Source organism: Geothrix sp. SG200 (assembly GCF_022808935.1).
Classification (GTDB): domain Bacteria; phylum Acidobacteriota; class Holophagae; order Holophagales; family Holophagaceae; genus Geothrix; species Geothrix alkalitolerans.
The window spans coordinates 98,977-123,590 of sequence record NZ_JAKZFR010000001.1 but is presented as its reverse complement, the minus strand read 5'-3'; the positions used below and the strand labels follow the sequence as shown (position 1 = coordinate 123,590).

At 69.0% G+C, this 24,614-nt stretch carries 21 protein-coding genes and 2 tRNA genes; 11 read left to right on the top strand and 12 right to left on the bottom strand.

Annotated elements, in window-relative coordinates:
* The first annotated feature begins 303 nt into the window (after positions 1–303).
* The 5 genes from ML539_RS00555 (at position 304) to ML539_RS00535 (ending at position 6,363) form a co-directional block, all read left to right on the top strand.
* Complete coding sequence (locus tag ML539_RS00555) at positions 304–1,338, top strand: glucokinase (RefSeq protein ID WP_243319628.1); 1,035 nt, start codon at positions 304–306, stop codon at positions 1,336–1,338.
* Positions 1,339–1,409: 71 nt separating this feature from the next.
* A complete protein-coding gene (locus ML539_RS00550; protein WP_243319627.1) occupies positions 1,410–2,378 on the top strand; it encodes a LacI family DNA-binding transcriptional regulator in 969 nt (322 codons plus the stop codon).
* A 115-nt stretch (positions 2,379–2,493) separates the two neighbouring features.
* Complete coding sequence (locus ML539_RS00545) at positions 2,494–3,396, top strand: DUF4097 family beta strand repeat-containing protein (protein WP_243319625.1); 903 nt, start codon at positions 2,494–2,496, stop codon at positions 3,394–3,396.
* A 13-nt stretch (positions 3,397–3,409) separates the two neighbouring features.
* Positions 3,410–5,089, top strand: a complete 1,680-nt coding sequence (locus tag ML539_RS00540) for an insulinase family protein (protein WP_243319623.1) — start codon at positions 3,410–3,412, stop codon at positions 5,087–5,089.
* Positions 5,086–6,363: an insulinase family protein gene (locus tag ML539_RS00535; protein WP_279341411.1), complete on the top strand. Its 1,278-nt coding sequence runs from the start codon at positions 5,086–5,088 to the stop codon at positions 6,361–6,363. The genes ML539_RS00540 and ML539_RS00535 overlap by 4 nt, the downstream gene beginning before the upstream one ends.
* Here the strand turns inward: ML539_RS00535 and ML539_RS00530 are convergent, their stop codons facing one another.
* Together ML539_RS00530 and ML539_RS00525 are read right to left on the bottom strand one after the other, a co-directional pair.
* Positions 6,364–7,242, bottom strand: coding sequence for a phosphoribosylaminoimidazolesuccinocarboxamide synthase (locus tag ML539_RS00530; protein WP_243319621.1), 879 nt, complete (start codon positions 7,240–7,242; stop codon positions 6,364–6,366).
* Positions 7,243–7,328: 86 nt separating this feature from the next.
* Entirely contained in the window at positions 7,329–8,372 is a 1,044-nt protein-coding gene (locus ML539_RS00525) for a hypothetical protein (protein ID WP_243319619.1), read from the bottom strand.
* A gap of 92 nt (positions 8,373–8,464) precedes the next feature.
* On the opposite strand from ML539_RS00525, the gene ML539_RS00520 reads away from it, so the two are divergent.
* Both ML539_RS00520 and ML539_RS00515 read left to right on the top strand, forming a co-directional pair.
* Complete coding sequence (locus ML539_RS00520) at positions 8,465–9,061, top strand: hypothetical protein (protein WP_243319618.1); 597 nt, start codon at positions 8,465–8,467, stop codon at positions 9,059–9,061.
* A 78-nt stretch (positions 9,062–9,139) separates the two neighbouring features.
* The gene (locus tag ML539_RS00515) at positions 9,140–9,901 is read left to right on the top strand and encodes a 3',5'-cyclic-nucleotide phosphodiesterase (RefSeq protein WP_243319616.1); all 762 of its coding nucleotides are present in this window, start codon (positions 9,140–9,142) and stop codon (positions 9,899–9,901) included.
* A 7-nt stretch (positions 9,902–9,908) separates the two neighbouring features.
* Here the strand turns inward: ML539_RS00515 and ML539_RS00510 are convergent, their stop codons facing one another.
* From ML539_RS00510 to ML539_RS00475, 8 genes are all read right to left on the bottom strand, one after another.
* Positions 9,909–10,268, bottom strand: coding sequence for an Hpt domain-containing protein (locus ML539_RS00510; RefSeq protein WP_243319614.1), 360 nt, complete (start codon positions 10,266–10,268; stop codon positions 9,909–9,911).
* A gap of 93 nt (positions 10,269–10,361) precedes the next feature.
* Positions 10,362–10,784, bottom strand: a complete 423-nt coding sequence (atpC, locus tag ML539_RS00505) for an ATP synthase F1 subunit epsilon (protein ID WP_243319612.1) — start codon at positions 10,782–10,784, stop codon at positions 10,362–10,364.
* 115 nt (positions 10,785–10,899) lie between these two features.
* Complete coding sequence (atpD, locus tag ML539_RS00500; protein ID WP_243319610.1) at positions 10,900–12,321, bottom strand: F0F1 ATP synthase subunit beta; 1,422 nt, start codon at positions 12,319–12,321, stop codon at positions 10,900–10,902.
* 119 nt (positions 12,322–12,440) lie between these two features.
* The gene (gene atpG, locus ML539_RS00495) at positions 12,441–13,322 is read right to left on the bottom strand and encodes an ATP synthase F1 subunit gamma (RefSeq protein ID WP_243319608.1); all 882 of its coding nucleotides are present in this window, start codon (positions 13,320–13,322) and stop codon (positions 12,441–12,443) included.
* Positions 13,323–13,326: 4 nt separating this feature from the next.
* Positions 13,327–14,895 (bottom strand): F0F1 ATP synthase subunit alpha, encoded by a 1,569-nt coding sequence (atpA, locus tag ML539_RS00490; RefSeq protein ID WP_243319606.1) that lies wholly within the window; start codon positions 14,893–14,895, stop codon positions 13,327–13,329.
* Between the two features lie 52 nt (positions 14,896–14,947).
* The gene (atpH, locus tag ML539_RS00485; protein ID WP_243319604.1) at positions 14,948–15,490 is read right to left on the bottom strand and encodes an ATP synthase F1 subunit delta; all 543 of its coding nucleotides are present in this window, start codon (positions 15,488–15,490) and stop codon (positions 14,948–14,950) included.
* Entirely contained in the window at positions 15,487–16,272 is a 786-nt protein-coding gene (locus ML539_RS00480) for an ATP synthase F0 subunit B (RefSeq protein WP_243319602.1), read from the bottom strand. Before ML539_RS00480 ends, atpH begins: the two co-directional genes overlap by 4 nt.
* Positions 16,273–16,289: 17 nt before the next feature.
* Entirely contained in the window at positions 16,290–16,802 is a 513-nt protein-coding gene (locus tag ML539_RS00475) for a hypothetical protein (protein WP_243317598.1), read from the bottom strand.
* 195 nt (positions 16,803–16,997) lie between these two features.
* Here ML539_RS00475 and ML539_RS00470 point away from each other — a divergent pair.
* Positions 16,998–17,073, top strand: a tRNA-Val gene (locus ML539_RS00470).
* A gap of 22 nt (positions 17,074–17,095) precedes the next feature.
* Positions 17,096–17,172, top strand: a tRNA-Asp gene (locus tag ML539_RS00465).
* 664 nt (positions 17,173–17,836) lie between these two features.
* Here ML539_RS00465 and ML539_RS00460 read toward each other — a convergent pair.
* The gene (locus ML539_RS00460) at positions 17,837–18,181 is read right to left on the bottom strand and encodes a hypothetical protein (protein WP_243319601.1); all 345 of its coding nucleotides are present in this window, start codon (positions 18,179–18,181) and stop codon (positions 17,837–17,839) included.
* 115 nt (positions 18,182–18,296) lie between these two features.
* On the opposite strand from ML539_RS00460, the gene der reads away from it, so the two are divergent.
* Entirely contained in the window at positions 18,297–19,871 is a 1,575-nt protein-coding gene (gene der, locus ML539_RS00455; RefSeq protein ID WP_243319599.1) for a ribosome biogenesis GTPase Der, read from the top strand.
* 291 nt (positions 19,872–20,162) lie between these two features.
* Positions 20,163–22,589, top strand: coding sequence for a M4 family metallopeptidase (locus ML539_RS00450; RefSeq protein WP_243319597.1), 2,427 nt, complete (start codon positions 20,163–20,165; stop codon positions 22,587–22,589).
* Positions 22,590–22,646: 57 nt separating this feature from the next.
* On the opposite strand, the gene ML539_RS00445 is transcribed toward ML539_RS00450, so the two are convergent.
* Complete coding sequence (locus ML539_RS00445; RefSeq protein ID WP_243319595.1) at positions 22,647–24,329, bottom strand: DNA repair protein RecN; 1,683 nt, start codon at positions 24,327–24,329, stop codon at positions 22,647–22,649.
* Positions 24,330–24,614: the final 285 nt, after the last annotated feature.

Here is a 24,614-nt window from a genome sequence, read left to right as displayed (position 1 = left end):
TGTGGCGTCGAGGCGTGTGTAAACGGTTACAAGGAGGTCGCAGGTATGGTCGACTGGTGTCATGGGCGTGTCAAGGAAGGAATTCAGAGGTGGGGGAACTTTTTGGCGATTCGCATGCGATTCAGCATCCAGGCTGGTTTTCAGCCGCCGGCGCCCGCCTGGAAGCCCTTCCGACCCGCCTGGGTCATCCCATGGGATCCGGTGGACGCCTCGCCCGGGAGGGGACAATCTGGTGTTGGCCGTCCGTCATGGATGAAGGGGCGGTGCTGCCCCCACTTTCGGGATCTGCTGAGGTGATATCCAGTGAATGCAACCGTTGACAACCTCATTCTGGTGGCGGACGTGGGGGGCACCAACCTGAGCCTGGCCCTGCTGGCGCCCGGTGACTCCGGCTATCGCCTCCACCGCAAGGAACGCTTCAGCACCCAGGAGGAGCCGTCCCTTCTCGGTCCTATCCGGCGGTTCCTCGCCGCCGCTCCGGCCGATCGGCCGGTCCGGGCCTGCCTGTCCGGCGCCGGCCCGGTTCTCGATCGCCGCATCCGCCTCACCAACGCCCCCTGGGACATGGACGGCGCCGAGCTGGAGCAGGCGCTGGGCATCCCGGTCCGCCTGATCAACGACTTCACGGCCCTGTCCTGCGGCGTGCTCGAGCTGAACCTCTCGGACGCCGGCCAGGTCCTCCCGCTTCCCCACGGCGACGGCAGCCTCCCAATGGCGGATCCCAAGGGCCTCGCCCTGGTGGTGGGCGCCGGCACGGGCCTCGGTGCGGGCTTCATCATCCGCACGCCCCAGGGCCCGCGGGCCTACCCCAGCGAAGGGGGGCACATCGGCCTGCCAGTGTTCGACGAGGACTCCCTGGCCCTCTGGAGGCACCTGGCTGAAGGCCTGCCCGGCCCGCCGGGCGCCGAGCTGGCCGTCTCAGGGCAGGGCCTGACGCGCATCCTCCGCTTCCTCCTCGACTCGGGCCGCGCGCATGGGACGGCTGGAGCCACCGCCCTCCTGGACCTTCCCGCCGCGGACCAGCCCGCCGCCATCTCCGCCCGTGCCGGCTGGGATCCGGCCTGCGCCCGCACCATGGCGATGTTCGTGGACCTCTACGCCCGGGTCTGCGCCGAGCTCTGCGCCGCGTTCCTGCCCACCGGGGGACTCTTCCTCGCCGGGGGCATCGCCGCCAAGAACTCGGACCGCTTCATGGAGGGTGGGCGCTTCATGGCCCGGTTCGAGCGGAACTACCGCCCGCACATCGACACCCTCGCCCGGGAAACGCCGGTCTTCATCACCCGGGACTACGACCTGAGCCTCTACGGCGCGGCCCGCGCCCTGGACTGCCTGGATTGACGCCCGGATGACCGAACGCTATTCATGGGTGGTCCCTTCCCTCTCCCGCGCTCCTTCCCTGGCGGCCCCCAATGAAGATCACCATCGGTGAGATCGCCCGCCAGGCTGGCGTGTCCACGGGCACGGTGAGCCGTGTCATCAACGGCAAGCCCACCGTGGCCGCTGAAACGCGGGAAACCGTCCTCGCCGTGATGAAGAAGCTCGGCTACGAGCCGGACCCCGTGGCCCGGGAGCTGTCGCGGCGCAGCAAGCACACCCTCGGCATCTGGGTGGGCGCCGGCGAGAACCGGCTGTCGCCCTACTTCAGCGTGATCTGGCGCGCCCTGCTGCGGGAGATGCAGATGCACGCCACCCAGTTCATCGAGCTTCCGGTGGACATCACCCCCGTGCGGCGGCGGCTGGATGCGGTGCTGATGTTCCATTGCGCCGACATCGACCAGCGGTTGGCGACCCTCTGGCGGCGCGGGGTCCCGGGCGCGCTCATCGGCCACCACCCGGGCGTGTCCTGCGTGGCGCCCGACGACATCGGCGGCGGCCGCCTCGCCGCCATGCGCCTGCTCGCGCTGGGCCACCGCGACCTGCTGCACCTCACGGTGGCCGATGAGCACCAGTGGGCCGTGGACCGCGCCGCCGGCTTCACCGCCGCCCTGGCCGAGCACGGCGGCCAGTCCCTGGCCCCCGTCATCCTGCGTGGCGGGGGCTCGGTGCTGGGCGGCTACCGGCTCATGCGGGACGCCTGGCAGCAGGGCCACCGTCCGACAGGCATCTTTTGCGCGACAGACGAGATGGCCGTGGGGGCCCTCGGCGCCCTGGCCGACCTGTCCGTGGCCGTCCCCGAACAGGTCTCCGTGCTGGGCTTTGACGGCCTGGTGGACCTCTATCCCGGGCTCGCCTCCGTGGCCCAGGACATTCCCGCCATCGCCCACGAAGCTGTCGCGCTGGCCCTCGGGGCCATCGAGCGCGACGCCGTCCGGCACGTGGTGGTCCCGGTGAAGATCGTCGAGGGGTCCACCCTGGGGCCCGCCCCCAGGAAAAGCTGAGGTCCGGCCGCCCCGGTCGGGACCCGGACAAGCCCTGATGACTAAACGCCCCCGAGACATTACCGTGAACTTCACATCCAGGCCCGCCCTGGTTCTTTCCTCCACGGAAGCCACCATGACCGTCTCCAGCCGTTGGATCCCCCTGTTCCTGGTCGGGAGCGCCCTGCTGGCCCAGGCTCCCCCGCCGCCGCCCCCGCCCCCCCCGCCGGCGCCCCCGGCCCCGATGATCGGGGTGGACGTGCCCTCAGGCTCGCGCACGGAGCAGCGCACAGAGCAGCTCGCCTACGGGTCGAAGCTCTGGGTGAAGAACCGGAACGGCGGCATCCGGGTGACCGGCTGGGACAAGGAGGAGGTCGCCCTCACCGCCCAGATCCGCGACAGCGAGAAGCGCCGGGTGGAGTTGGTGCTCCAGCGCAAGGGATCGGACCTGGACATCGAGGCGATGTTCCAGCAGCCCTCCTGGAGCTTCGGCGTCTACATCAGCCCCCGCTGCGAAATGACGCTTCAGGTGCCCCGTCGGGTCCTGGGCTATTTCCGCACCACCAACGGCACCGTGGCCGTGGAGCACCTCGAGGGCTACGCCCGCTGCGAGGCCACCAACGGCGCCATCCTGGTCTCGGACGTGCGGGGCGAGGTCCAGGCGGACACCACCAACGGCCCCATCGAGGCCCGGAACCTGGCGGCCCGGATCAAGGGCGGCACCACCAACGGACGCATCACCCTCGAGGACGTGGCCGGCGGCATCCGCCTGGAAACCACCAACGGCAGCGTCCGGGCCCGGAACCTGGACGGCTGGGGCGAAGGCATCTACCTGGAATCCACCAACGGCAGCATCGAGGTGGAGCTGGGCAAGGCCACGGGCGAGCTGATGGCCGAGAACAGCAACGGCTCCATGGACGTCAAGGTCCCGGGCGCGCAGGTCATCGAGATCACCAAGCACAGCGCCCATGTGAAGGTGCCCGGCCGGACGCAGCAGATCCGGCTTGAAACCACCAACGGCAGCATCCGGGTGAAGTAGTACCCTACGGACCATGCGACGCCTGGTCCTGCCCCTTCTTGCCGTCCTCGGTCTGAGCGCCCAGGCGCCCCTCCTCGACTCCCACACGGAGGATGTGCAGGAGCGGCGTCTGGCGAACGGCGTCCGGCTCCTGGTGGTGGAGCGGCGGGCCGTGACCGCCTTCCATGCGGCCCTGGTCTTCCGGGGCGGCCGGGCGGAGGAACCCCCGCCGCTGGCCGGCGCCACCGACCTGCTGGCCCGGGCCCTCTACGGCGCCACCTGGCCCGAGGATCTGGACCCGGCCAAGGGGAACGGCTCGCTCGACGCCCTGCTCAAGGAGGAGGAGGGCCTGCTGGAGGCTCTGCGGCTGGAGCGGCTCCGCCAGCGGAAGGCGCCCGAGTCCGCGAACCAGGCGCAGGCCCTGGGAGCCAGCCTCTGGACCCTGCACCAGGCCGTGCGGGCCCGCTATTCCACCTCGCCCCTGGCGGACCTCTACGCGGCCCGCGGCGGGCGCCAGACGGCCACCGCCGGCGCCGATGCGCTGCTGGTCCAGACCGAACTGCCCGCCTCGGACTTCGAGTTCTGGTGCCGCACGGAGGTCCAGCGGCTGAACGTCCTCCAACTCAGCCGGTTCTCCGAAGCCCGCGCCGCCCTGGCGACGGAACTGCGGTCCCGGGGCCCCCAGGGCCTGCCGATGATCCAGGGCGCCGCCCTGCCCGGCCACCCGTACGGCCGCGACCTGGCGGACCACCTCCCCGCCCTGGAGGCCATGCGCCGCTCGGACCTCCAGACCTGGGCCCGCCGCGCCTGCCGACCGGACCAGCTCACGGTGGTGCTGGTGGGCGGCCTCAGCATGGACGCGGCCCTGCCCCTCGTGGAGCGGACCTTCGGGGCGCTGCCCGCCGGCGCGGCCAGCGCCTCGACGGAGGACCCCCTCCTGCCGGAAATCCCGGCAGACCTCGGCGACCGGCGCATTCAGGCGAGCCTGGGCGGGACCCCCGCCCTGCTGGTGAGCTGGCGCATCCCGGCGCGCCCGCACCGGGACCACCTGGCCCTGCGCATGGCCGCCCGCCTCCTGGAGGGCCCCTCGGGCCGCCTGGCCCAGCGGCTGGTGCGCCAAAAGGCCGTGGCCCAGTCCGCCGATGTGTGGATGGATGTCCCGGGAGGCCGCCTGCCCGGCCTGCTGGTGGTCCGCGCCGTGCCGTCGGAAGGCCACAGCCTCGCGGAGTTGGAAGGCGCCCTGCACACGGAGATCCTGCGGCTCCAGCAGGAGCCCATCCCCACGGACGAGTGGCAGCGCGCCTTGACCCAGATCGACGTGGAGCAGCTCCGGATCCAGGATGAGCCCGGAGCCCTCGCCTCGACCCTGGCTCGAGCCTGGGCGGAGGCTGGGGACTGGCGGCAGGCGGAACAGGAGGTCCAGCGCCTGCGGAACCTGGGGCCGGAGGCCGTCCAGCTGGCCACTCGGACCTGGCTGAACCCGAGCCATCGGACGACCCTCTGGCTGCAGTCGGGCACGGACGAGAGCCAGGATCCCCTGGAGGCAGAGACAGCGCGGGTGCTGAAGGCCCTCGCGGCCACCCGCATCGAGGATCTGGCCCAGCGGGAGCGCCTGGTCTCGGAGGGGCTCCGCCAGCTCCGCATGCTCAGCCTCGACGAGCGCCGCCGGACCCTCAAGCTCCTGGAAGCCCAGCTCACACCGGAGAAGCGATGAGACCCCTGGCGGCCCTGGCCGCGATCATCCTCACCCTCCCAGGGCAGGCCCAGACCTCGATCCGGCCCCAGGCCTTCAGCCTGCCCAACGGAATGCGGGTGGTCCTCCTGGAGGATCACGAGCGCCCCCTGGTCCGGGCCCGCCTGAACGTGCTCCTGAGCCGCGACCTGGAGACGGTCCACCCGGGCCTGGCGGCCCTGGCCCTGCGTGTCCTGGGGCATTCGGACGCCGGCGCCTTCAGCCTCGACGAGTTCGAGCAGCTCCTGGCCGGGGCCGGCATCGAGCTGGTTCCCGCCCTCCGGACGGACGGCCTATCCTGGAGCCTCCTGGCCCGGAGCCGGGATCAGGATCTGGCCCTGGGCCTGCTGGCGGATCGCGCCTTCCGCTCGGTGGCCACCTCCCTCACGCTCGAGACCGACCGCCTCGCCAGCTGGCGCGAGACGGAGCGCCTGGAGGCCACGCCCCGGGCCAAGCTGCGCCTGCTGCTGGAGCCGGACCCGACCCTCCAGATCCCCACACTCGACCACCTGTCCGCCATCAACCACCCGGACCTGCTGGCCTTCTATGCCCGCGCGCTGAGACCCGACCGGGCGGTGCTGGTCCTCCAGGGCGACCTCGGCCTGGAGCAGGCCAAGCGCCTCGTGCTCCTCAGCTTCGGCACCTGGACCGTCCAGGCGCAGCCCCCGGTTCCCGCCACCACCGAGGCCGCCGCCCAGGCTACCGTCCAACCCGCCGCCGCCTCGGCACCCGCCGCCGCATCGGCCCCGGCTCCCGCGACCCCGCAGGCCCCCCGGATCCTGGTCCGGAGCCCTCGACCCGCTCTCCTGGCCATGGCCGTGGCGGCCCAGCCGGAGGACCTGGATCCTGAATCGGCGGCGCTTCTCGCTCTGCTGCTCCCCGGAGACCCGGCCCTGGCTCCCGCGCAGCTCCGATTGGAGGGTCTGGATCTGGTGGGCGAGCTGGAGGCGGATCCCTCCGGATCCGCCTCCAGCGCTGAAACTTCGATGGTGGAGCGCCTCCAGGCCATCCGTCAGCGCGGCTTCACCGAGACGGACCTCCGCCGCGCTCAGGCCGCCTGGTCCGAAAGCCGCGCCCTCATCACCCTCCACCCGGAAGCCCAGGTCCGCGAAGCCCTGGCCGAAGCGCGGGGGCGGTCGGTCTCCCCCACGCGCGTGAATGCGCTCACGTTGGAGACCCTGAACCAAGGGCTCCGCCGGTGGCTGGACCCGGCCCGCATCCGGACCGGAGTCCTCGCCGGCCCCGTCGGCCCCTGATCAGACCTGCACGCCGAACCGTCCGGCCAGGTCCAGGTACCGGGCCCGGATCCCTTCGATGATGGCCTCCGGCAGATGCGGTGCCGGCGGCTGCTTGTCCCAGCCCGGGAGCGTCTCCAGGTAGTCGCGGAGGAACTGCTTGTCCAGGCTCGGGGGATTCTTCCCCGGCGCCCAGCTGTCCGCCAGCCAGTAGCGGCTGCTGTCCGGGGTGAGGGCCTCATCAATGAGGATCAGCTCGCCGGCGTCGCTGAGGCCGAACTCGAATTTCGTGTCCGCCAGCAGGATGCCCTTCTGGGCCGCCAGCTCCGCGCCGCGCCGGTAGAGGGCCAGGCTCAGGTCCCGCAGCCGCCCCGCCAGATCCGCGCCCACGATCTCGGCCATGCGCTCGAAGCTGATGTTCTCGTCGTGCCCCTCCTCCTCCTTGGTGGCGGGCGTGAAGATGGGCTCGGGCAGGCGATCCGCCAGGCGCAGGCCCGCCGGCAGCGGCACGCCGCAGACGGACTGGCCGCTCTGGTATTCCTTCCAGCCGCTGCCCGCCAGGTAGCCGCGCACCACGCACTCCACCGGCATGGGCCGGGTCTTCTCCACCACCACGGCGCGGCCGGCCAGGGCCTCGCGGTAGGGTTCCAGCGCCGCCGGCCACGCGGGATTGCCGCGGAAGTGGTTGGGCACCAGATCCTCGGTGGCCTCGAACCAGTAGGCCGCCACCGCCGTGAGGATGCGCCCCTTGTCCGGGATGCCCTCGGGCATCACGCAGTCGAAGGCGCTGATGCGGTCCGTGGCCACGATGAGCAGCTGCTTGCCCAGGTCATACACATCCCGGACCTTGCCCCGGCGGAACACGGGGAAGGGAAGATCGGTGCTCAACACGACGGCCATGAAGCCTCCAGAGTCGAAACATCCATCCTAGCGGCCGGCCGTCACCGGTCCGTCACTGATCGCTGACAGCTGATAGCCGTCAGCTCCTATACCAGATCCGGCAGCCGCCGGGGGGTGGGGGCCGACCAGTTGAGGCCTCCGGGCAGCAGGGCGTAGCGGTTCATCACGCCCACCCACCGGGCCAGCTCTGATTCGCGCACGGTGCCCTCGGGCCCCGTGAGGGGCAGGCCCAGGAACTGGAGGAAGTCCTGGATCTCGGCGCCGGAGACGCCGAGGAGGGGCGGCAGCGCGTCCAGAGGATGGACCCGGTCGCCGGCCGGGGGCTCCAGCAGCCGGTAGTCGAAGGTCTCCCGCAGCACCGAAGCCGTGGCGGCGGGATCCAACTCCTGAGCCGCGTCCAGGTGCGGAAACGGGTTTCCCCCCAGCATCCCCAGGGCCTGGGCCATGCCGAGGTGGCCCAGCAGGTGGACCGGCTGGGCCTTCAGGACAGCCTCGAAGGCCGCCCGGGCCTCCCGCGCGCGACCCAGGCGCAGGTGCGCCTCGCCCAGGCGCAGCTGCGCCTCCAGGCGCCCGGGCTCGGCCTTGACCCACCGCTCGGCGACGGCGGCCATCTCCTCGGCCATGCCCTGGTCCCGGAAGAAGGTGGTCAGGTAGGCGAGGCTGGCGACATCCTTGGGCGCGAGGAGCAGCAGGCGATCCAGAACTTCGGCGGCCCGGAGGGCCTGGCCCTCCTGGTCCAGGCGGTTCGCCCAGTCCCGCAGGATCTCCACCTGGCGGGCCACGGGATGGTTCGGCGTGGAACGCGCCGCCTCGGCCGGGTGGAGCAGCTGGGTCCTGACCCACAGGTAGCGCAGGGGGTTGCGCCCCTCGGGGCCGGGCAGCTCCTCCTCGATGGCGTGGATGACGGTCTTGAGGCCGTGTTCCCAGAGGGGCGGCACCGGCATCTGCACGTGCGTCCGGAGCTGGCGGCTCAGGGGGTCCAGCGCGTTGCCGGCCCTTCCGAGGTGCAGATGGAGGCGGATCAGGTCCATGCCCGGCTCCGGCCCCGCCTGGAAGGCCACCCGCAGGGCGAGTTCGCCCGTATCGGGGTCGAAGCCGTCCAGGATCAGGAAGCGAAGGTGGGCCCGCATGACCTGAGGTTAACAAGATGGCGGGACCGGCGGAGGTTGACCACAGCCTCCGGAGGCCCGATGATGCCATATCTGCCGGATTGGGGGACTCTATGCGCAGGCAACTGCTTTCACTCGCGGCGCTCGCCGCCATGACCGCCCTCCCGGCCTCCGCCGGCGAGGTCGGCGTGCTGCTGGACAAGCAGGTGGGCAAGGCCCAGGCCGCTTCCTTCGGCACGGGCCAGAAGTACGATGCCGTGAGCCCCACGGGCTTCGCCATCCGCGGCGGCTTCGACGTCGTGGACTTGAAGGTGGCCGCCCTCCAACTGAACGCCACCTGGCACAACAAGACCACCGGCGACCTCACCTACGGCGGCACCAAGTATGGCGAGCTGGAGAACCAGTACTGGGCCGTGGGCGCCATGGTGAACTGGAAGCTCCTGGTGAACGTGGGCGCCGGCGTGGAATACCGCTCCGAGAGCCTCACCTTCCGCCCCACCGCGGGCGCCAGCACGGACAGCACCCTGGGCCGCCCCTGGGCCCGCGTGAACGTCGGCTTCAGCATCCCGACCCCCCTCGTGAGCCCCTTCTTCACCCTCGAAGTGGCCGCGCCCCTCACCAAGAAGGACACCACGGCCACCTACAAGGATCTGAGCGAGGCCCTCGCTCCGCAGGTGCAGATCGGCATCTACGGCGGCATCCGCTTCTAGCGGTCGGTCCCCGTGACGAAAAAGGGGCGCCTCCGGCGCTCCTTTTTCGTATGATGAGTCCACTTACACCGAGGAACGATGGAACTCAGAGTCCTGGGCTGCAGCGGCGGAGAAGTCGAGGGCGAGCGCCTCACGGGCCTGCTCGTCAACGGCTGCGTGGCCATCGATGCCGGCTCGCTGACGGCGGCTCTCACGGTCGCTGAGCAGGTGGCCATCCAGCATGTGTTCCTCAGCCACTCGCACCTGGACCACATCTGCACCCTGCCCTTCTTCACCAAGAACATCTTCGGGCACACCCACGAGGCCGTGGAGATCCATGCCCTGCCCGAGACCCTCGACGTGCTCCGGCGCCACCTCTTCAACGACGAGCTGTGGCCCGACTTCAGCGTGATCCCCAGCCCCAACGATCCCACCATCCGCTACACGGAGATCGAACCCGAGCACACCTACCGCGTCTGCGGCCTCGCCATCACGCCCATCCGCGTGAACCACCTGGTTCCCTGCGTCGGCTACAAGGTCGACGACGGGAAGGACGCCTTCATCTTCACCAGCGACACCGCGGGAACGGATCGCATCTGGGCGGAAGCCAACGCCACGCCCAACCTGCGCCTGGTCATCACGGAAGCCAGCTTCCCCAACGAACAGGCCGGGCTCGCCGAGGCCTCCAAGCACCTGACCCCCGCCATGCTCGGAACCGAGCTCCGGAAGCTCACCCGGGACGTGCCCGTGAGGATCTACCACCTCACCCCCGGTGACAAGGCCACCATGCTGCCCCAGATCCAGGCCCTGGGCGACCGCCGGGTCAGCCTGCTGGCCCAGGACGAACGGCTGGTCTGGTAGGGGACGGTCAGGCCTCCGGAAAGGCCGCCCGGATCGCGGCCAGGGCTTCCCCATAGGCGGCGGGGAACGCCTCCAGGAGGTGGCGCGCGGCTTCCCACTCGCCGGCGCGGAGGTGCTCCTCCATCCGGTGGCCCAGGTCGGCGAAGCGCTGGAGCCCCATGGTCCCCAGGGCCCCCTTCAGCTGGTGGGCCTCCGGTATCGCGGCGTCGCCGTCCTCGCGCTCCAGTGCCTGCCGCAGGGCGGCCATCCGCGCGGGGACATCCGCCTCCAGCAGGCCGATCAGCTCCGTCACCAAGCCCGGTTCCGCCCCCATCTCCAGGAGGGCGTGGAGAGGACGTGGGTCGAGGATGGGCAGAAGATCCGGCAAGGCGGCTCCGACAGGAAGACTTCACCCGCCCTCATCGGCCCCGGGCAGCGGGTCCATGAGAACGGGTGAAGACGTCGGCGGGAGAGCAGCCGATCAGAATCCGTGGCCGGCCGGGTGGCCCGCGGCCTGGAGGCGGATGAGGCTGGCGTCGAGGGCGGCCTGGGCGGAGGCCAGGTCATGCTCGGTCTGGGCCTCCTTGAGGAGCTTCAGTGCGTGCTGGCGGTCCGCCTCGACGCGCTCCAGATCGATCATGTCCACCGTCTCGCTTTCGCGGGCCAGGATCGTGACGCGATCGGGGCCGACTTCCGCGAAGCCCCCGAACACCGTCAGCCAGTGCTTCTGGCCATCCTGCACGTAGTAGAGCAGGCCGTCGCCCACAGCGGTCATCAGGGGCGTGTGGCCCGGCAGGATGCCGTAGTAGCCGCGGGTGGCCGTGGGGAACTGAACCTCCGCCACGTCGGCCGAAAAGACGGGACGTTCCGGGGTCACGACTTCAAGCTTGATGGATTGGGACATGATTGCCTCTCGGGATCCGTGGCCATCTTCTCGGAATCCGCTTCGCGGATTGCCGAGACATCAAAGGTGGATGCCTCGGCGTACCGTTCCATGACTTTTCAACCTGGCTGGGTGGTTAAACCGCCGCCAATTTCTCAGCCTTCTCGACGGCTTCCTCGATGGTGCCGACGAGGTAGAAGGCCTGCTCGGGCAGGTGGTCCCACTTGCCGTCGCAGATCTCGCTGAAGCCCTTGATGCTGTCCTCGAGCTTCACGTACTTGCCCTGCATGCCCGTGAACTGTTCGGCCACGTGGAAGGGCTGGCTGAGGAAGCGCTGGATCTTGCGGGCGCGGGCCACGACGAGCTTGTCGTCATCGGAGAGTTCGTCCATGCCCAGGATGGCGATGATGTCCTGCAGCTCCTTGTACTTCTGCAGGATCGCCTTCACGCGCATGGCGGTGTTGTAGTGGGCCTCGCCCAGGATGCGGGGATCCAGCAGGCGGCTGGTGGAAGCCAGGGGATCCACGGCGGGGTAGATGCCCAGGGCCGCGATCTCGCGGCTCAGGTTCGTGGTGGCGTCCAGGTGGGCGAAGGTGGTGGCGGGCGCGGGATCCGTGTAGTCGTCCGCGGGCACGTACACGGCCTGCACGGAGGTGATGGAGCCCTTCTTCGTGGAGGTGATGCGCTCCTGGAGCTCGCCCATCTCCGTGGCCAGCGTGGGCTGGTAGCCCACGGCGGAGGGCATGCGGCCCAGCAGCGCGGACACTTCGGCGCCGGCCTGGGTGAAGCGGAAGATGTTGTCCACGAAGAGCAGCACGTCCTTGCCTTCCACGTCCCGGAAGTACTCGGCGACGGTGAGGCCGGTCAGCGCCACGCGGGCACGGGCTCCGGGGGGTTCGGTCATCTGGCCGTAGATGAGCGCCACCTTGCTCTTCGAGATGTCGTCCTTGTTGATGACGCCGGAATCCATCATCTCGTGCCAGAGATCGTTGCCCTCGCGGGTGCGCTCGCCCACGCCGGCGAACACGGAGTAGCCGCCGTGGCCCTTGGCGATGTTGTTGATGAGCTCCATGATGAGCACGGTCTTGCCCACGCCGGCGCCGCCGAAGAGGCCCGTCTTGCCGCCCTTCGCGTAGGGTTCCAGCAGGTCGATGACCTTGATGCCCGTCTCGAACATCTCGGAGGAGGTGTTCAGGTCTTCGTACTTGGGGGCTTCGCGGTGGATGGGCAGGGTCATCTTGTGGCCGATGGGGCCGCGCTCGTCCACGGGGTCGCCCACCACGTTGATGATGCGGCCCAGGGTCTCAGGACCCACGGGCACGTTGATGGCCTTGCCGGTGTCGGTCACGATCTGGCCGCGGATCATGCCTTCCGTGGGCTGCATGGAGACGCAGCGTACGCGGTTCTCGCCGAGGTGCTGCTGCACCTCCAGCGTCACCGTGACGCCGGCGATCTCGGTGTGCAGGGCGTTCATGATCTCGGGCAGGTGGGCGTCGAACTCGACGTCCACGGCGGGACCGACGATGGCGATCACGCGGCCTTGAAGGTTGGTTGACATGGGGACCTCGAAAAAGAAGTAACCGCGAATGACGCTAATGGGTGCGAAGAGAAACGTGAAAACAAGGCGGGTGATTCAAGGAGCCGTTCCATTCGCGAACATTCGCGAAATTCGCGGTTTCAAGCATTTGCTCCGGACACGATCTCGATGATCTGGTTGGTGATGCTGGCCTGGCGGATCTTGTTCATGGTCAGCGTCAGCTTGGCGATCATCTCGCCGGCGTTGTTGCTGGCCTTGTCCATGGCCGCCATGCGGGCGCCGTGCTCGGAGGCGCTGCTCTCCAGGAGGTTGCGCAGCAGCTCGGTCTCCACGAAGCGGGGCAGCAGCGTCTCGAGGACCGCGTTGGGATCAGGCTCGAGGAGGTGGGGCACCTCGGCGGCCTCGCGGCTCTCGGTGCGCCGGTCCAGCTCCATGGGGAAGACTTTGAAGACCGTGGGCGTCTGCGCCACGGGGCTGTTGAAGTAGTTGTAGATGACGTAGAGCGCGTCGATCTCCCCGGCGTGATACTGGGTGGCGGCGCCTTCGGAGATCTCCGTCACCACCCGCTGGAAGCCCGCGAGGGGGATGTTCAGGTATTCCCCGGTGGCGGTCAGCTTGCGCTTGCGCGCCCACTCGGCCGCGCGCTTGCCGACCACGTCCAGATGCACGATCTCGGCCTGGGTTTCCGTGGCGAAGGCGGTGGCGGCCTTGAGCACGTTGGCGTTGAAGCCGCCGCAGAGGCCCTTGTCCGAAGCCACGAGGACCACGCGGATGCGCTTCTCCTCGCGGGGGGCCAGGAAGGCCTGGGCGGCGGGGCCCGGCTGGATCTCGGAATCACCCTTGATGCGGCCCACGACGCGATGGACGACGTCCATCATCTTCCCGGCGTAGGGGCGCAGGGCCACGAGGCGTTCCTGGGACTTCCGCAGCTTCACGGCGGAAATCATCTTCATGGCCTTGGTGACCTGTTGGGTGTTCTTCACCGACCGGATGCGGCGGCGAATGTCCTGGAGACCGGCCATCGGACTAGGCTCCCGCGGCCTGGTTCAGGGAGGCCAGGAAGGTCTCCTTGAAGGTCGCCACCTGGGTCTTGAGCTGGCCCTTGGCGTCGTCGCTCAGCACCTTGGTGTCGCGGATGCCACGGAGCAGCTCCGGGGCGTTCACGTCGAGGTAGGCCATGAACTCGCTCTCGAACCGGCGCACCTGGGGCACCGGCAGGTCGTCCACGTAGCCGTTGGTGGCGGCCCAGATGCTGACGACCTGCTTCTCCACGGACATGGGCTGGTACTGGCCCTGCTTCAGGATCTCGACGAGCCGCTGGCCGCGGTTGAGCTGGGCCAGGGTGGCCTTGTCCAGGTCGGAGCCGAACTGGGCGAAGGCCGCCAGCTCGCGGTACTGGGCCAGATCGAGCTTGATGGTGCCGGCCACGGACTTCATGGCCTTAACCTGGGCGGAACCGCCCACGCGGCTCACGGAGATGCCCACGTTCACGGCCGGGCGGACGCCCGCGTTGAAGAGGTCGCTCTCGAGGAAGATCTGGCCGTCGGTGATGGAGATGACGTTGGTGGGGATGTAGGCGGACACGTCACCGGCCTGGGTCTCGATGACCGGCAGGGCGGTCAGGGAGCCGGCGCCGCGCTCGTCGCTGAGCTTGCAGGCGCGCTCCAGCAGGCGGGAGTGGAGGTAGAACACGTCGCCGGGGTAGGCCTCACGTCCGGGAGGGCGGCGCACCAGCAGGGAGATTTCGCGGTAGGCGGCGGCCTGCTTGGAGAGGTCGTCGTAGATGCAGAGCACGTGGCCGCCGGGGTTGTCCTTGCCGGCCGGCTTGCCGTCCTTGCCGTGCCACATGAAGTACTCGCCCAGGGCCGCGCCGGTCATGGGGGCCAGGAAGAGCAGTGGGGCGGCCTCGGAAGCGGAGGCGGCCACCACGATGGTGTGCTTCATGGCGTCGTACTCTTCCAGGGTCTTCACCACCTGGGCGATGGTGGAGCGCTTCTGGCCGATGGCGACGTAGATGCAGGTCACGCCGGTGTCGCGCTGGTTGATGATCGTGTCCACAGCCACGGCAGTCTTGCCGGTCTGGCGGTCGCCGATGATCAACTCGCGCTGGCCGCGGCCGATGGGGATCAGGCTGTCGATGGCCTTGAGGCCCGTCTGCATGGGCTCGTGCACGCTCTTGCGGTCCACGATGCCAGGGGCGATCCGCTCGATGGGGTTGGTGGAGGCCGCCTGGATGGGGCCCTTGCCATCGATGGGGTTGCCCAGGGCGTCGATGACTCGGCCCACGAAAGCGGGGCCCACGGGCACGGACATGATCTTGCCGGTGCGCTTGACCGTGTCGCCTTCCTTGATGGCGGCCGCATCGCCCAGCAGGATGATGCCGACGTTGTCCTCCTCCAGGTTGAAGGCGAGGCCCATCACGCCGTGGGGCAGCTCCAGCAGCTCGCCGGCCATGGCCTTCTCGAGGCCGTAGGCGCGGGCGATGCCGTCACCGACGCTGATGACGGTGCCGACCTCGGCCACGTCCACCTGGGCGTCAAAACCCTCGATCTGGCTGCGGATGATGCGGGAGATCTCTTCCGCGCGGATGTCCATGAAGTCCTCCAAAACCTGCGAGTGAAAGCGAAGGGGGTGATGCCGGAGCGGTCTAGGCCGAGAGAAGCTGCGTCTTGAGCTGGCGGAGCTGGCCCTGGAGCGAGGCATCCAGGACCGTGGAGCCCACCTGGACCTTCAGTCCGCCGAGAAGGGCGGAATCCTGCTGCCAGGAGAGGCGGATGGTCTTGCCCGTGCGGGCGGCCAGCGACGCGACGAGGGCCTTGGACTGGGCCTCGCTCAGGGCTTGGGCGCTGGACACCCGGGCCTCCACGATGCCGGCCCGCTCGTCCACCAGCTCCGCGAAGGTGCGGTGGATGTCGGGAAGCAGGTTCAGGCGGCCGGCCTCGGTCACCACCCGGAAGAAGTGGCGGAGGGTCTGGCTCACCTTGGCGCTGGCGAGAATGGCCTCGAAGACCTCGGCCTTCCTGGTGGGCAGCACCAGGGGCGACGCCACCAGGCGGGTGAGGTCGGCATTGGCGGCCACGGTGGCGGCCACGGTGTCCAGCTCCTGCTGGAGCTGGGGCACGTTGCCCTGCTTGTCGCCGATCTGGAGGAGGGCCTTGGCGTAGCGCCGGGCGGTCAGGCGGTTGCTCACTGGATACCCCCGGTTTGCTGGGCGGTCTGCTGGCCGATCTGCTGGATGGCGCGGTCGATGGCCTTGGCGGCGTCAGGGCCCGCCAGCTTGGCCTCCAGGCGCTTGGCAGCGCCTTCGACGGCCAGCTCGGCCACGAGAGCCCGCAGTTCCTGCTCGGCCTGCCGCTTCTGGAAGCCGATCTCTGCCTGGGCCTGGGCCAGGATCTGGCCGGCCTCGGCTTTCGCGGCCTCCAGCACGCGCTGCTTCTCGGCCTCGGCGTCGGTCTCGGCCTTGGCCAGGATGCCCGCCAGCTCACCTTCGAGCCCAGCCATCTTGGCCTCCATCTCCTTCATCTGGGCCTCGCTCTCGGCCTTGTCCTTCTCCGCCTGGGCGAGCATCGTTTCCAGCTCCTCCTTGCGGGACTTGAACATGGCGGACAGGGCGCCCTTCAGCAGGAAGAAGAGGGCCGCGGCGTAGATGGCGAAGTTCAGCAGCTGGACGAGGAAGGCGCCCAGGTTGCCGTACGCCTTGCCGAAGAGCTTCATGGCCGGGCCGTGGTGGGCGCCGCCATGCGCTTCCTGACCGGCCGTTTCGTGACCGGCGGCCGCCTCGCCATGGGCTTCGGGCGCATGGCCTTCCGCGGGCTGGGCCTCATGCGCCGCAGGCTGGGCGCCGTGGCCGGCCGCAGGCGCCTCGTGCGCCTCAGCGGCGGGGGCTGTGTGGGAGTCTTGGGCCTGGGCCGACAGCCCGAGGGGGCTGAGCACCAGGGCGGCGGCGAGGGAGAGTCGGGTCAGGGTATTCATGCTCGGGGTCTTCATGCTCAGGCCTGCTTCAGGAGGGTCTGGGCCATGGTCTCGGACAGGGCGTCCACCTGGGCCAGCAGGTTCTGCTTGGCTTCGGCCTGCTGCGCCTTCAGGGAAGCCACGGCGGCCTGACGCTCGGCCAGGGCCTTGGCCCGGGCCTCGTCAAGCAGCTGCTGCTTGTCCTTGCCGGCGGCATCCGCCAGGGCCTTGCGCCGCTCGAAGGCCTGCGCGCGGAGATCCTTCAGGCGGCCCTGATAATCCTTCTGACGGGCCTCCAGCTGCGCCGCGGCCTCGGCCTTGGCGTCTCCGCCGGCGCTCAGGTCCCGCTCCCGGTCGTCCATGACCTGGGTGATGGGCTTGAAGAACACCACCTTGAGGTAGATGTAGAGCACCACGAGCAGGACGATCACGAACAGGATGGCCGGCAGGTCCGGGCGCATGGGATCCGGCATCTGGGCCAGGATGCGCGCGACGGGGCCGTCCCCTTCCGGTGATCGGAGCGTCAGATTCGCCAGTTCCAGCAGCGCCACAGGCCACCCTCCAGAAACGTCCCAAGGCCACGGCCGAAGGGATCGGCCAGGGTCACACCGACACCAGCGAAAGGTCCCCGGGAACCCCTGGCACGGAAGTCTGAAAACCTTACCAGATCTGGAGGAAACCCTCAACGCAGACCTTTGGCCTTGACCCTTCCTGCATCCTGTGTGAGCATCATGGTTCGGCGATTCGGGCGATTAGCTCAGTCGGTAGAGCAGCTGCCTTACACGCAGCATGTCGGCGGTTCGAGCCCGTCATCGCCCACCAGATCCATCTGGTGAAAAAGCAAGGGGTTGTAGCTCAGTCGGTTAGAGTGCCGGCCTGTCACGCCGGAGGTCGCGGGTTCGAGCCCCGTCAGCCCCGCCAAAAAGCGCCCAGTCGGGCGCTTTTTCGCGTTTGGGGCTGATGGGGCTCGGACCCGCGAGTGCGGAGACGGCAGCGTCAGCGGAGGCCCTCCAGTGGAGGGCCGGAGTAGCTGCCGGCTACGCGGCGGATCCTAGCCCGAAGGGCGACGGAGCCGCGTTCGAGCCCCGCGACTACGTGGGTCGAAACGAGAGGAGGGGAACGGCGGGGCTGATGGGGCTCGGACCCGCGAGTGCGGAGACGGCAGCGTCAGCGGAGGCTCTCCAGTGGAGGGCCGGAGTAGCTGCCGGCTACGCGGCGGATCCTAGCCCGAAGGGCGACGGAGCCGCGTTCGAGCCCCGCGACTAGGTGGGTCGAAACGAGAGGAGGAGAACGGCGGGGCCGATGGGGCTCGGACCCGCCCCGGCCGCGCATGCGCGGCCAGGATCCAGCGTCGAGTGGACTTGCGGAGACAGGGCTTGATGCCCTGTCAGAGCAAGGCCGGGGGACGCAAGCCCGAAGGGCGCCGCGGACCCGCTGACTCGGGCTCCGCCCTCGCCCTTCGGGCGGCCATGACCTCCGGTCATGCCGTCCTATTCTCCTTCCGCTGCGCTTCAGTCGAATGGTCGAGCCCCGCGACTTCATGGGTCGGTGCGGAAGGGGGAGAACGGCCAACCCGATGGGCCCTCTACCGCATCTCGCTCTTGAACGCCGCGATCTCCCTCCGCAGGATCGTGGCCCGGTTCTTGGCTTCGGTCGACTTCAGCTGGGGCGTCAGGTCCGCCAGTTCCTGGTCGAGGCGATCCAAGGTCGCCAGCGGAGCCTCGATCTGGCTGGACGCATCCACCCCCAGGGCCTGGGTCCGGCCGGCCGTCTGCCACTGCTCCCGCGCCCGCTGGAACTCCTCGCCCAGGGCGATGACCTGCTGTTCCTCCTGGGAGAGGGCCACCCAGGGAAGGCGGCCCGTCATGACGTAGTAGACTCCGGTGAACAGCCCCGCCACGACCAGGAAGACCGCAAGAATCCTCTTCATGAACGCACCTCGTCGGATTTATCCACTCCAGCTTACGGCGGAAGTGACGACGCGTCCTCATTCCTGCGCTGTCTTTTCCGGCCCAGGCCGATAGACTGGAGGGCTTGGAACAGATATGAAACTGCCTCTCGTCGCCCTCTGCGGACGTCCCAACGTGGGCAAGTCCACCCTCTTCAACCGGCTCACCCGCAGCCGGGCAGCCCTGGTCCACGACCTGCCGGGCATGACCAGGGACCGCAGCTATGGTCGCGTCACCTGCCTCGATGACGAGGGGATGGCCGAGGAGGTCTTCGAGCTGGTGGACACCGGCGGTCTGGATTTCGAAGGCGATGATGTCATCACCCAGGGCATCACCCGCATGGCCGAAGCGGCCCTGGGCGAGGCCCACGTGGCCATCCTTCTGGTGGACGGGCACGATGGCCTCACGGCCGGCGACGAGGAGATCGCGGGTCGCCTCCGCCGCCAAGGCAAGCCCATCCTCCTGGTCATCAACAAGCTGGACGGCATGAAGGGCGGGGCTCCCGACGCCGGCTTCTACGGCCTGGGCTTCGACGCGGTGCTCTCCATCTCTGCGGCCCACGGGTCCGGCGTGCCCGAGCTGCTTGAGGCCATCCGCGCCCGCCTGCCCTTCCACCGCACCCCCGAGGAAGCGGCCATCCACAACCTCTCGGACGAGCTGCGCTTCGCCCTCATCGGCCGCCCCAACGTGGGCAAGTCCTCCCTCACGAACCGGCTGCTGGGCTATGAGCGCAGCCTGGTGAGCGACGTGGCTGGCACCACGCGGGACACGGTGGACACGGTCTTCCACGTGAAGGGGAAGGTCTACCGGATGATCGACACGGCCGGAATCCGCAAGAAGGGCAAGACCCACGAGGGCGCCGAGAAGCTCAGCATCCTCAAGGCCAAGCAGGCCATGGCCCGGGCTGATGTCAGCCTCCTGCTGCTGGACGCCGTCGAAGGCGCCACCCACCAGGACGCCGTCATCGCCGGCTACGCGCAGGAGGCCGGCGCCGCCGTCATCCTCGTGGTGAACAAGTGGGACCTGGTGGAGAAGGACACGCACACCATCTACGGCGCCGAGGAGGACCTCCGCCGCAGCCTCGGCTTCCTGCACCACGCGCCCATGATCTTCCTCTCCGCCTTGACTGGACAGCGAGTGTCCAAACTCTTCGGCATGATCGACGAGCTGGCCGAAGCCCACGCACGGCGCATCCCCACGGGCGAACTGAACCGCTTCCTGCGCGAATCCGTGGCGGCCATGAGCCCCCACGCGGTGGACGGCAAGCTTCCCAAGCTCTACTTCATGACCCAGGTGGGCGTGCGACCTCCCAGCTTCGTGGTGAAGGCCAACACGGACCGGGGCCTGCACTTCAGCTACGTGCGCTACCTGGAGAACCGCCTGCGCGAGCAGTTCGGCCTGGCGGGCGTGCCCCTCCGCCTCAGCGTCCAGAAGAAGCAGAAGGGCGAGGGCGAGGAGGCCGAGATGGCTCCCGTGCGCCGCATCCTCGATCCCGGCGAAGGCCTCAAGCCCTCCCGCAGCAACGAGTCCCTCCAGGCCCAGCGGGCGGACAGGGTGAAGGCCCGGCCCAGGCCCAAGAAGAAGGAAGGCCCCCGACCGGCGGCCAAGCAGGCCCCCCGCAAGGGCACCGGCCCGAAGCGGGTCCGCCAGAAATCCACCAAGCGGCCCTAAGCTCCGGATCCGCCCCCGGGGTTCCAGAAGGGCGAGATCCCTTCAGGCCTTTGATCAAAATGATCAAACCGGACCGATGGATTAATTATCAACCATTGGTATTAATAAGTTTGTATCGTATTTTTTTAAATAGAAATGATTCTCAAGAAAATTAACAAGCCTTAACTTGAGGGGTTGACGCGCGGTAGGGACTCTGGTTCCGACTTTCCGATCTTTCCCCCCCCACTGAGCCTCCGCCCTCGCTTGCGCGAAGCGGGCAGGCCCTCCCCCCCCCCAAGTCAAGGAGCCCCCATGGCGACCTCCACGGGCCGTATGGCCCTGTCCTTCCTCACCGCGGCCCTCGCCGCCGGTTCCCTGAGCGCCCGCCTCCCGCAGGACACCCTGCGCGCAGAGTCCGCGTCCCAGCACCTCCTGGCCTCCCGCGCCCAGCTCGGCCTGGACGGCGATCACGCGTTCCTCCTCCGCGACGCCCACTCCGACCAGCTCGGTCAGTCGCACGCCCACTTCCAGCAGACCTACAAGGGCGTGAAGGTGTGGGGCGGCGACGTCATCACCCACACCGCCAAGAACGGCACCGAGCTTCCCCTCACGAACGCCCTGCTCAAGGGCATCCAGCTGAACGTGACGCCCTCCCTCGACACGGCGGAAGCCCTGGCCGTCGTCCAGCGAGACCTGGCCCCCAAGGGTGCCTACGCCTATGCCCCCAGCGCCGAGCTGGTGGTCTATCCCGAAACGATCGAGGTCGCCCGCCACGGCCGGGCCGCCGCCGACCTGAACGCCGAGGACATGACCCGCCAGGTCGTCCGTTACACCCTGGCCTACCACGTCCACACCGAGCTCGAGAACGACCAGGACGGCATCAAGCACACCGACTACCTGGTGGACGCCCGTAACGGCGCCATCCTGAAGTCCTGGAACTCCCTCCACACCACCGCGGCCACCGGCACGGGCAACAGCCAGTACAACGGCACCGTCTCCCTGCCCACGAACTACACCGGCAGCACCTATGAGCTGCGCGACATGACCCGCGGCAGCGGCGGCTCCTTCGGCAACAACGTGGTCACCAACATGGCCCACGCCGCCACCACCTCCACCGCCACCGGCACGCTCTACACCGATGCGGACAACACCTGGGGCGATGGCGCGAACTACGTGGAAGGCTCCTCCACCACCGCCGCCAACGGCGAGACCGCGGCTGTGGACGCCATGTTCGGCATGATCAAGAGCTGGGACTTCTACAAGAACGTCTTCGGCCGCAATGGCATCGACGGCGCCGGCACCGCCACCTACAGCCGCGTCCACATCAGCAACAGCTACGACAACGCCTTCTGGTCTGACAGCTGCTTCTGCATGACCTACGGCGACGGCTCCAGTTTCACGACGCTGACTGCCCTGGACGTGGCCGGCCACGAGATGAGCCACGGCGTCTGCGCCCGCACCGCCAACCTCACCTACTCCGGCGAATCGGGCGGCCTGAACGAGTCGAACTCCGACATCTTCGGCACCATGATCGAGTTCTACGCCCGCGGCGGGTCGGGTTCCACCATCGGCAGCACCGGCGGCAACTGGACCATCGGCGAGCAGCTGGCCACCAACCCCCTGCGCTGGATGTACAAGCCCAGCCTCGATGGCTCCAGCCCCGACGCCTGGTCCTCCACCATCGGCAACCTGGACGTGCACTACTCCAGCGGCCCCATGAACCGCTGCTTCTACTTCCTGAGTCAGGGCGCCACCACCAGCGGCAACACCAGCACCACCTACCTGCCCAGCGGCATGACCGGCATCGGCAACGACAAGGCCGCGGCCATCTGGTTCCGCGCGCTGACGGTCTACATGACCTCCAGCACCAACTACGCCGGGGCTCGCACGGCCGCCATCAGCGCCGCCAAGGACCTCTACGGCGCCGGTGGCGTCGAGGAGCAGGCCGTGTGGAACGCCTTCCACGGCATCAACGTGGGATCGGCCTGGACCAGTGGCTCCTCCGACACCACCGCCCCCACCGTCTCCGCCTCTGAATCCGGCACCAGCGGCACCATCACCTTCTCCGCCACCGCCTCCGACAACGTGGGCGTCACCAAGGTGGAGTTCTACGTGGATGGCGCGCTGAAGGGCAGCGACACCACCAGCCCCTACAGCATGACGCTGGACAGCACCACGCTGACCAACGCCACCCACACGCTGACCGCCAAGGCCTATGACGCCGCCGGCAACGTGGGCACCAGCACCGGCGTGAGCTTCACGGTCTCCAACAGCACCTCCGGCACCGAACTGGTCCTGAACGGCGGCTTCGAGAGCGGCGCCACCAGCTGGACCCAGACCACCGGCGTCATCGGCACCTACACCGGCGAGCCCGCCCACGGCGGCTCCTACGATGCCTGGATGTGCGGCTACGGCTCCGCCCACACCGACTACATCTACCAGCAGATCGCCATCCCCAGCACCGCCACCGGCACCCTGACCTTCTGGCTCCACATCGACACGGCGGAGACCACCACCACCACCGCCTACGACACGATGAAGGTGCAGGTCCTCAACACCTCCGGCACCGTGCTGGCCACCCTGGCTACCTACTCCAACCTGAACAAGGGCACGGGCTACACCCAGAAGTCGCTGAGCCTCAGCGCCTACAAGGGCCAGACCATCCGCCTGCGCTTCTACTCTGTGGAGGACAGCAGCCTCCAGACCTCCTTCGTCGTCGACGATGTGAGCGTCAAGTAGTCGGAACGAACCACGGAAAGGGCCGCCTCCGGGCGGCCCTTTTTCATCCGCCCAGGCTCATCCTTCGAGCAGCACCTTCGCGTGCTCCAGCGCCTCCGGTCGGTCGGGATGGCCGGAGAGGAGGCGGGCCAGCTCCCGATTGCGGGTCTCGCCCGCCACCCAGCCCAGGGCACTCCGGGTGCGGCCGCCTTCGGTCTCCTTGTGCAGGCGTCCGTGCCGATCGGCGCGAGCCGCCACCTGGGCCAGGTGCGTCACCGCCAGCACCTGATGGGCCTTCCCGAGTTCCGCCACGGCCTTGCCCACAGCCAGGGCCGTCTCACCGCCGAGACCCGCATCCACCTCGTCCAGCACCAGGGTGAGGCCGTCCCTGACGCCCGCGCCGAGGGCGAGACCGGCCCCCACGAGCGACAGCATGAGGCGGCTCAGCTCGCCGCCGGAGGCGATCTTCGCCAGGGGGCGGAAACCCTCGCCGGGGTTCGGCTCGATCCAGATGGCCAGGGCCGAGAAGCCCTGGGCCGCCACGCGGACGGGCCGGCCGCTCTGCTGGACGGGGCTGCCGGATTCCTCCGCCAGGACGAGCCGCAGCTGGATCCGTGCCCCCTTCATGCCCAGGCGGCCCAGTCGCTTCTGGACTTCGGCTTCCAGCTTGGGAATGGCCTCGGACCGGCGACCATGCAGCACCTCGGCCAGCTGGCGGTAGGCCTCCGTGGCCTTCGTCAGGGCCTGTTCCAGCTCCTTCACGGAGACATCGCCAGCCAGCAGGGCCCGCTGTTCGTCCTTGAGCGCCTGCTGGCGCGCGGCCAAGTCCTCGGGCTCGCAGCGGTGGCGGCGGGCCAGACGCTCGTAGAGGGCGAGGCGGGCCTCCATGGCCTCGATGCGATCGGCGCCGGCCTGGGACCAGCGCAAAGCCTGGTCCTGGGAAAGGGCCAGGAGATCCTCCAGCTCCAGGACGGCGGATCGCAGGCGGTCCTGCTCGGCCACGGCGTCCGGCCAATGGGTCACGGCGCGCACCAGCGCCTTGTGGGCCAGCTCCACCTTGGGAATGCCGGCGTCAAGGGCCTCGGCGGCTTCCCGGAAGGCCTGCTCCAGGTGAACGGCATGGCGCAGGGGCTCGCGGTCGGCCTTGAGCTGGGCCCACTCGCCGGGCTTCGGCGCCAGCTTCTCCAGATCCGCCAGGGCCTCCGCGAGCTGCTCCAGGCGCTGCTCGCGTTCGGCCTCGCTGCGCCGGCGGGCCTTCAGCGCGGCCTCGGCCTCCCGCACGGCGGCAGCTTGGGGTTCCAGGGCGGGCTCGATTCCCAGCACCTCGTCGATGAGCGTCAGATGGCGGTCTTCGCCCAGCAACGACTGGTGGTCGTGCTGGCTGGTGAGGCGCATCCAGAGGCGGCCCGCCTCCCGCAGGTCCGCCAGGGCGCAGCTGGCGCCGTTGATCCAGGCCCGGCTGCGGCCCGCCCCCACCTCGCGGCGCAACACCACCGGCTGTTCCTCCGGCAAGCCACGCTCGACCAGGAAGGCCCGCCAGGCCTCGAAGCGGCCCTCCACCACGGCCTCCACCGTGGCCCGGTCCGCGCCGTGCCGCACCAGCTCCCCGTCGCCCCGGGCGCCCACCAGCAGCGACAGCGCATCCACCAGCAGGGACTTGCCCGCTCCCGTCTCGCCCGTGAGCACCGTGAAGCCCGGCCCCCAGTCGAGGGACAGGTCTTCGACCAGGGCCAGGTTCTGGATGCGAAGAGATGAGAGCATCGGATCAGTCTACCGGGGCGGCGGAAGGCATGAAGTCCGCCCGATGTACCTCGGTTCCGCCCTCCAGGCTCCGCCCGCCCCCCGGATCGGGCAAGTTGTGATCAACAAGGATAATTTTGGAAGAGCCTCTTGGGTTACTCTGACGCTTTGTTTACCCGGAGGTCGTAATGATGGGCAGGCAGATGCGCCTACAGCCGATCCTGGCCATGGGCCTTGGCATTAGCCTCGCCGCGAGCCCTGGCCCCGAAGCCGGTGACCCCGGGTTCAAGTGGCTGGGTATCAGGG

Coding starts and splice junctions, on each gene's coding strand:
- ML539_RS00515 (WP_243319616.1), top strand. CDS start 9,140: ATGGAACTCAGAGTCCTGGGCTGCAGCGGCGGAGAAGTCGAGGGCGAG.
- der (WP_243319599.1), top strand. CDS start 18,297: ATGAAACTGCCTCTCGTCGCCCTCTGCGGACGTCCCAACGTGGGCAAG.
- atpD (WP_243319610.1), bottom strand. CDS start 12,321: ATGTCAACCAACCTTCAAGGCCGCGTGATCGCCATCGTCGGTCCCGCC.
- ML539_RS00480 (WP_243319602.1), bottom strand. CDS start 16,272: ATGAATACCCTGACCCGACTCTCCCTCGCCGCCGCCCTGGTGCTCAGC.
- atpA (WP_243319606.1), bottom strand. CDS start 14,895: ATGGACATCCGCGCGGAAGAGATCTCCCGCATCATCCGCAGCCAGATC.
- ML539_RS00520 (WP_243319618.1), top strand. CDS start 8,465: ATGCGCAGGCAACTGCTTTCACTCGCGGCGCTCGCCGCCATGACCGCC.
- ML539_RS00550 (WP_243319627.1), top strand. CDS start 1,410: ATGAAGATCACCATCGGTGAGATCGCCCGCCAGGCTGGCGTGTCCACG.
- ML539_RS00525 (WP_243319619.1), bottom strand. CDS start 8,372: ATGCGGGCCCACCTTCGCTTCCTGATCCTGGACGGCTTCGACCCCGAT.
- ML539_RS00530 (WP_243319621.1), bottom strand. CDS start 7,242: ATGGCCGTCGTGTTGAGCACCGATCTTCCCTTCCCCGTGTTCCGCCGG.
- ML539_RS00450 (WP_243319597.1), top strand. CDS start 20,163: ATGGCGACCTCCACGGGCCGTATGGCCCTGTCCTTCCTCACCGCGGCC.
- ML539_RS00545 (WP_243319625.1), top strand. CDS start 2,494: ATGACCGTCTCCAGCCGTTGGATCCCCCTGTTCCTGGTCGGGAGCGCC.
- ML539_RS00540 (WP_243319623.1), top strand. CDS start 3,410: ATGCGACGCCTGGTCCTGCCCCTTCTTGCCGTCCTCGGTCTGAGCGCC.
- atpG (WP_243319608.1), bottom strand. CDS start 13,322: ATGGCCGGTCTCCAGGACATTCGCCGCCGCATCCGGTCGGTGAAGAAC.
- atpC (WP_243319612.1), bottom strand. CDS start 10,784: ATGTCCCAATCCATCAAGCTTGAAGTCGTGACCCCGGAACGTCCCGTC.
- ML539_RS00460 (WP_243319601.1), bottom strand. CDS start 18,181: ATGAAGAGGATTCTTGCGGTCTTCCTGGTCGTGGCGGGGCTGTTCACC.
- ML539_RS00535 (WP_279341411.1), top strand. CDS start 5,086: ATGAGACCCCTGGCGGCCCTGGCCGCGATCATCCTCACCCTCCCAGGG.
- ML539_RS00445 (WP_243319595.1), bottom strand. CDS start 24,329: ATGCTCTCATCTCTTCGCATCCAGAACCTGGCCCTGGTCGAAGACCTG.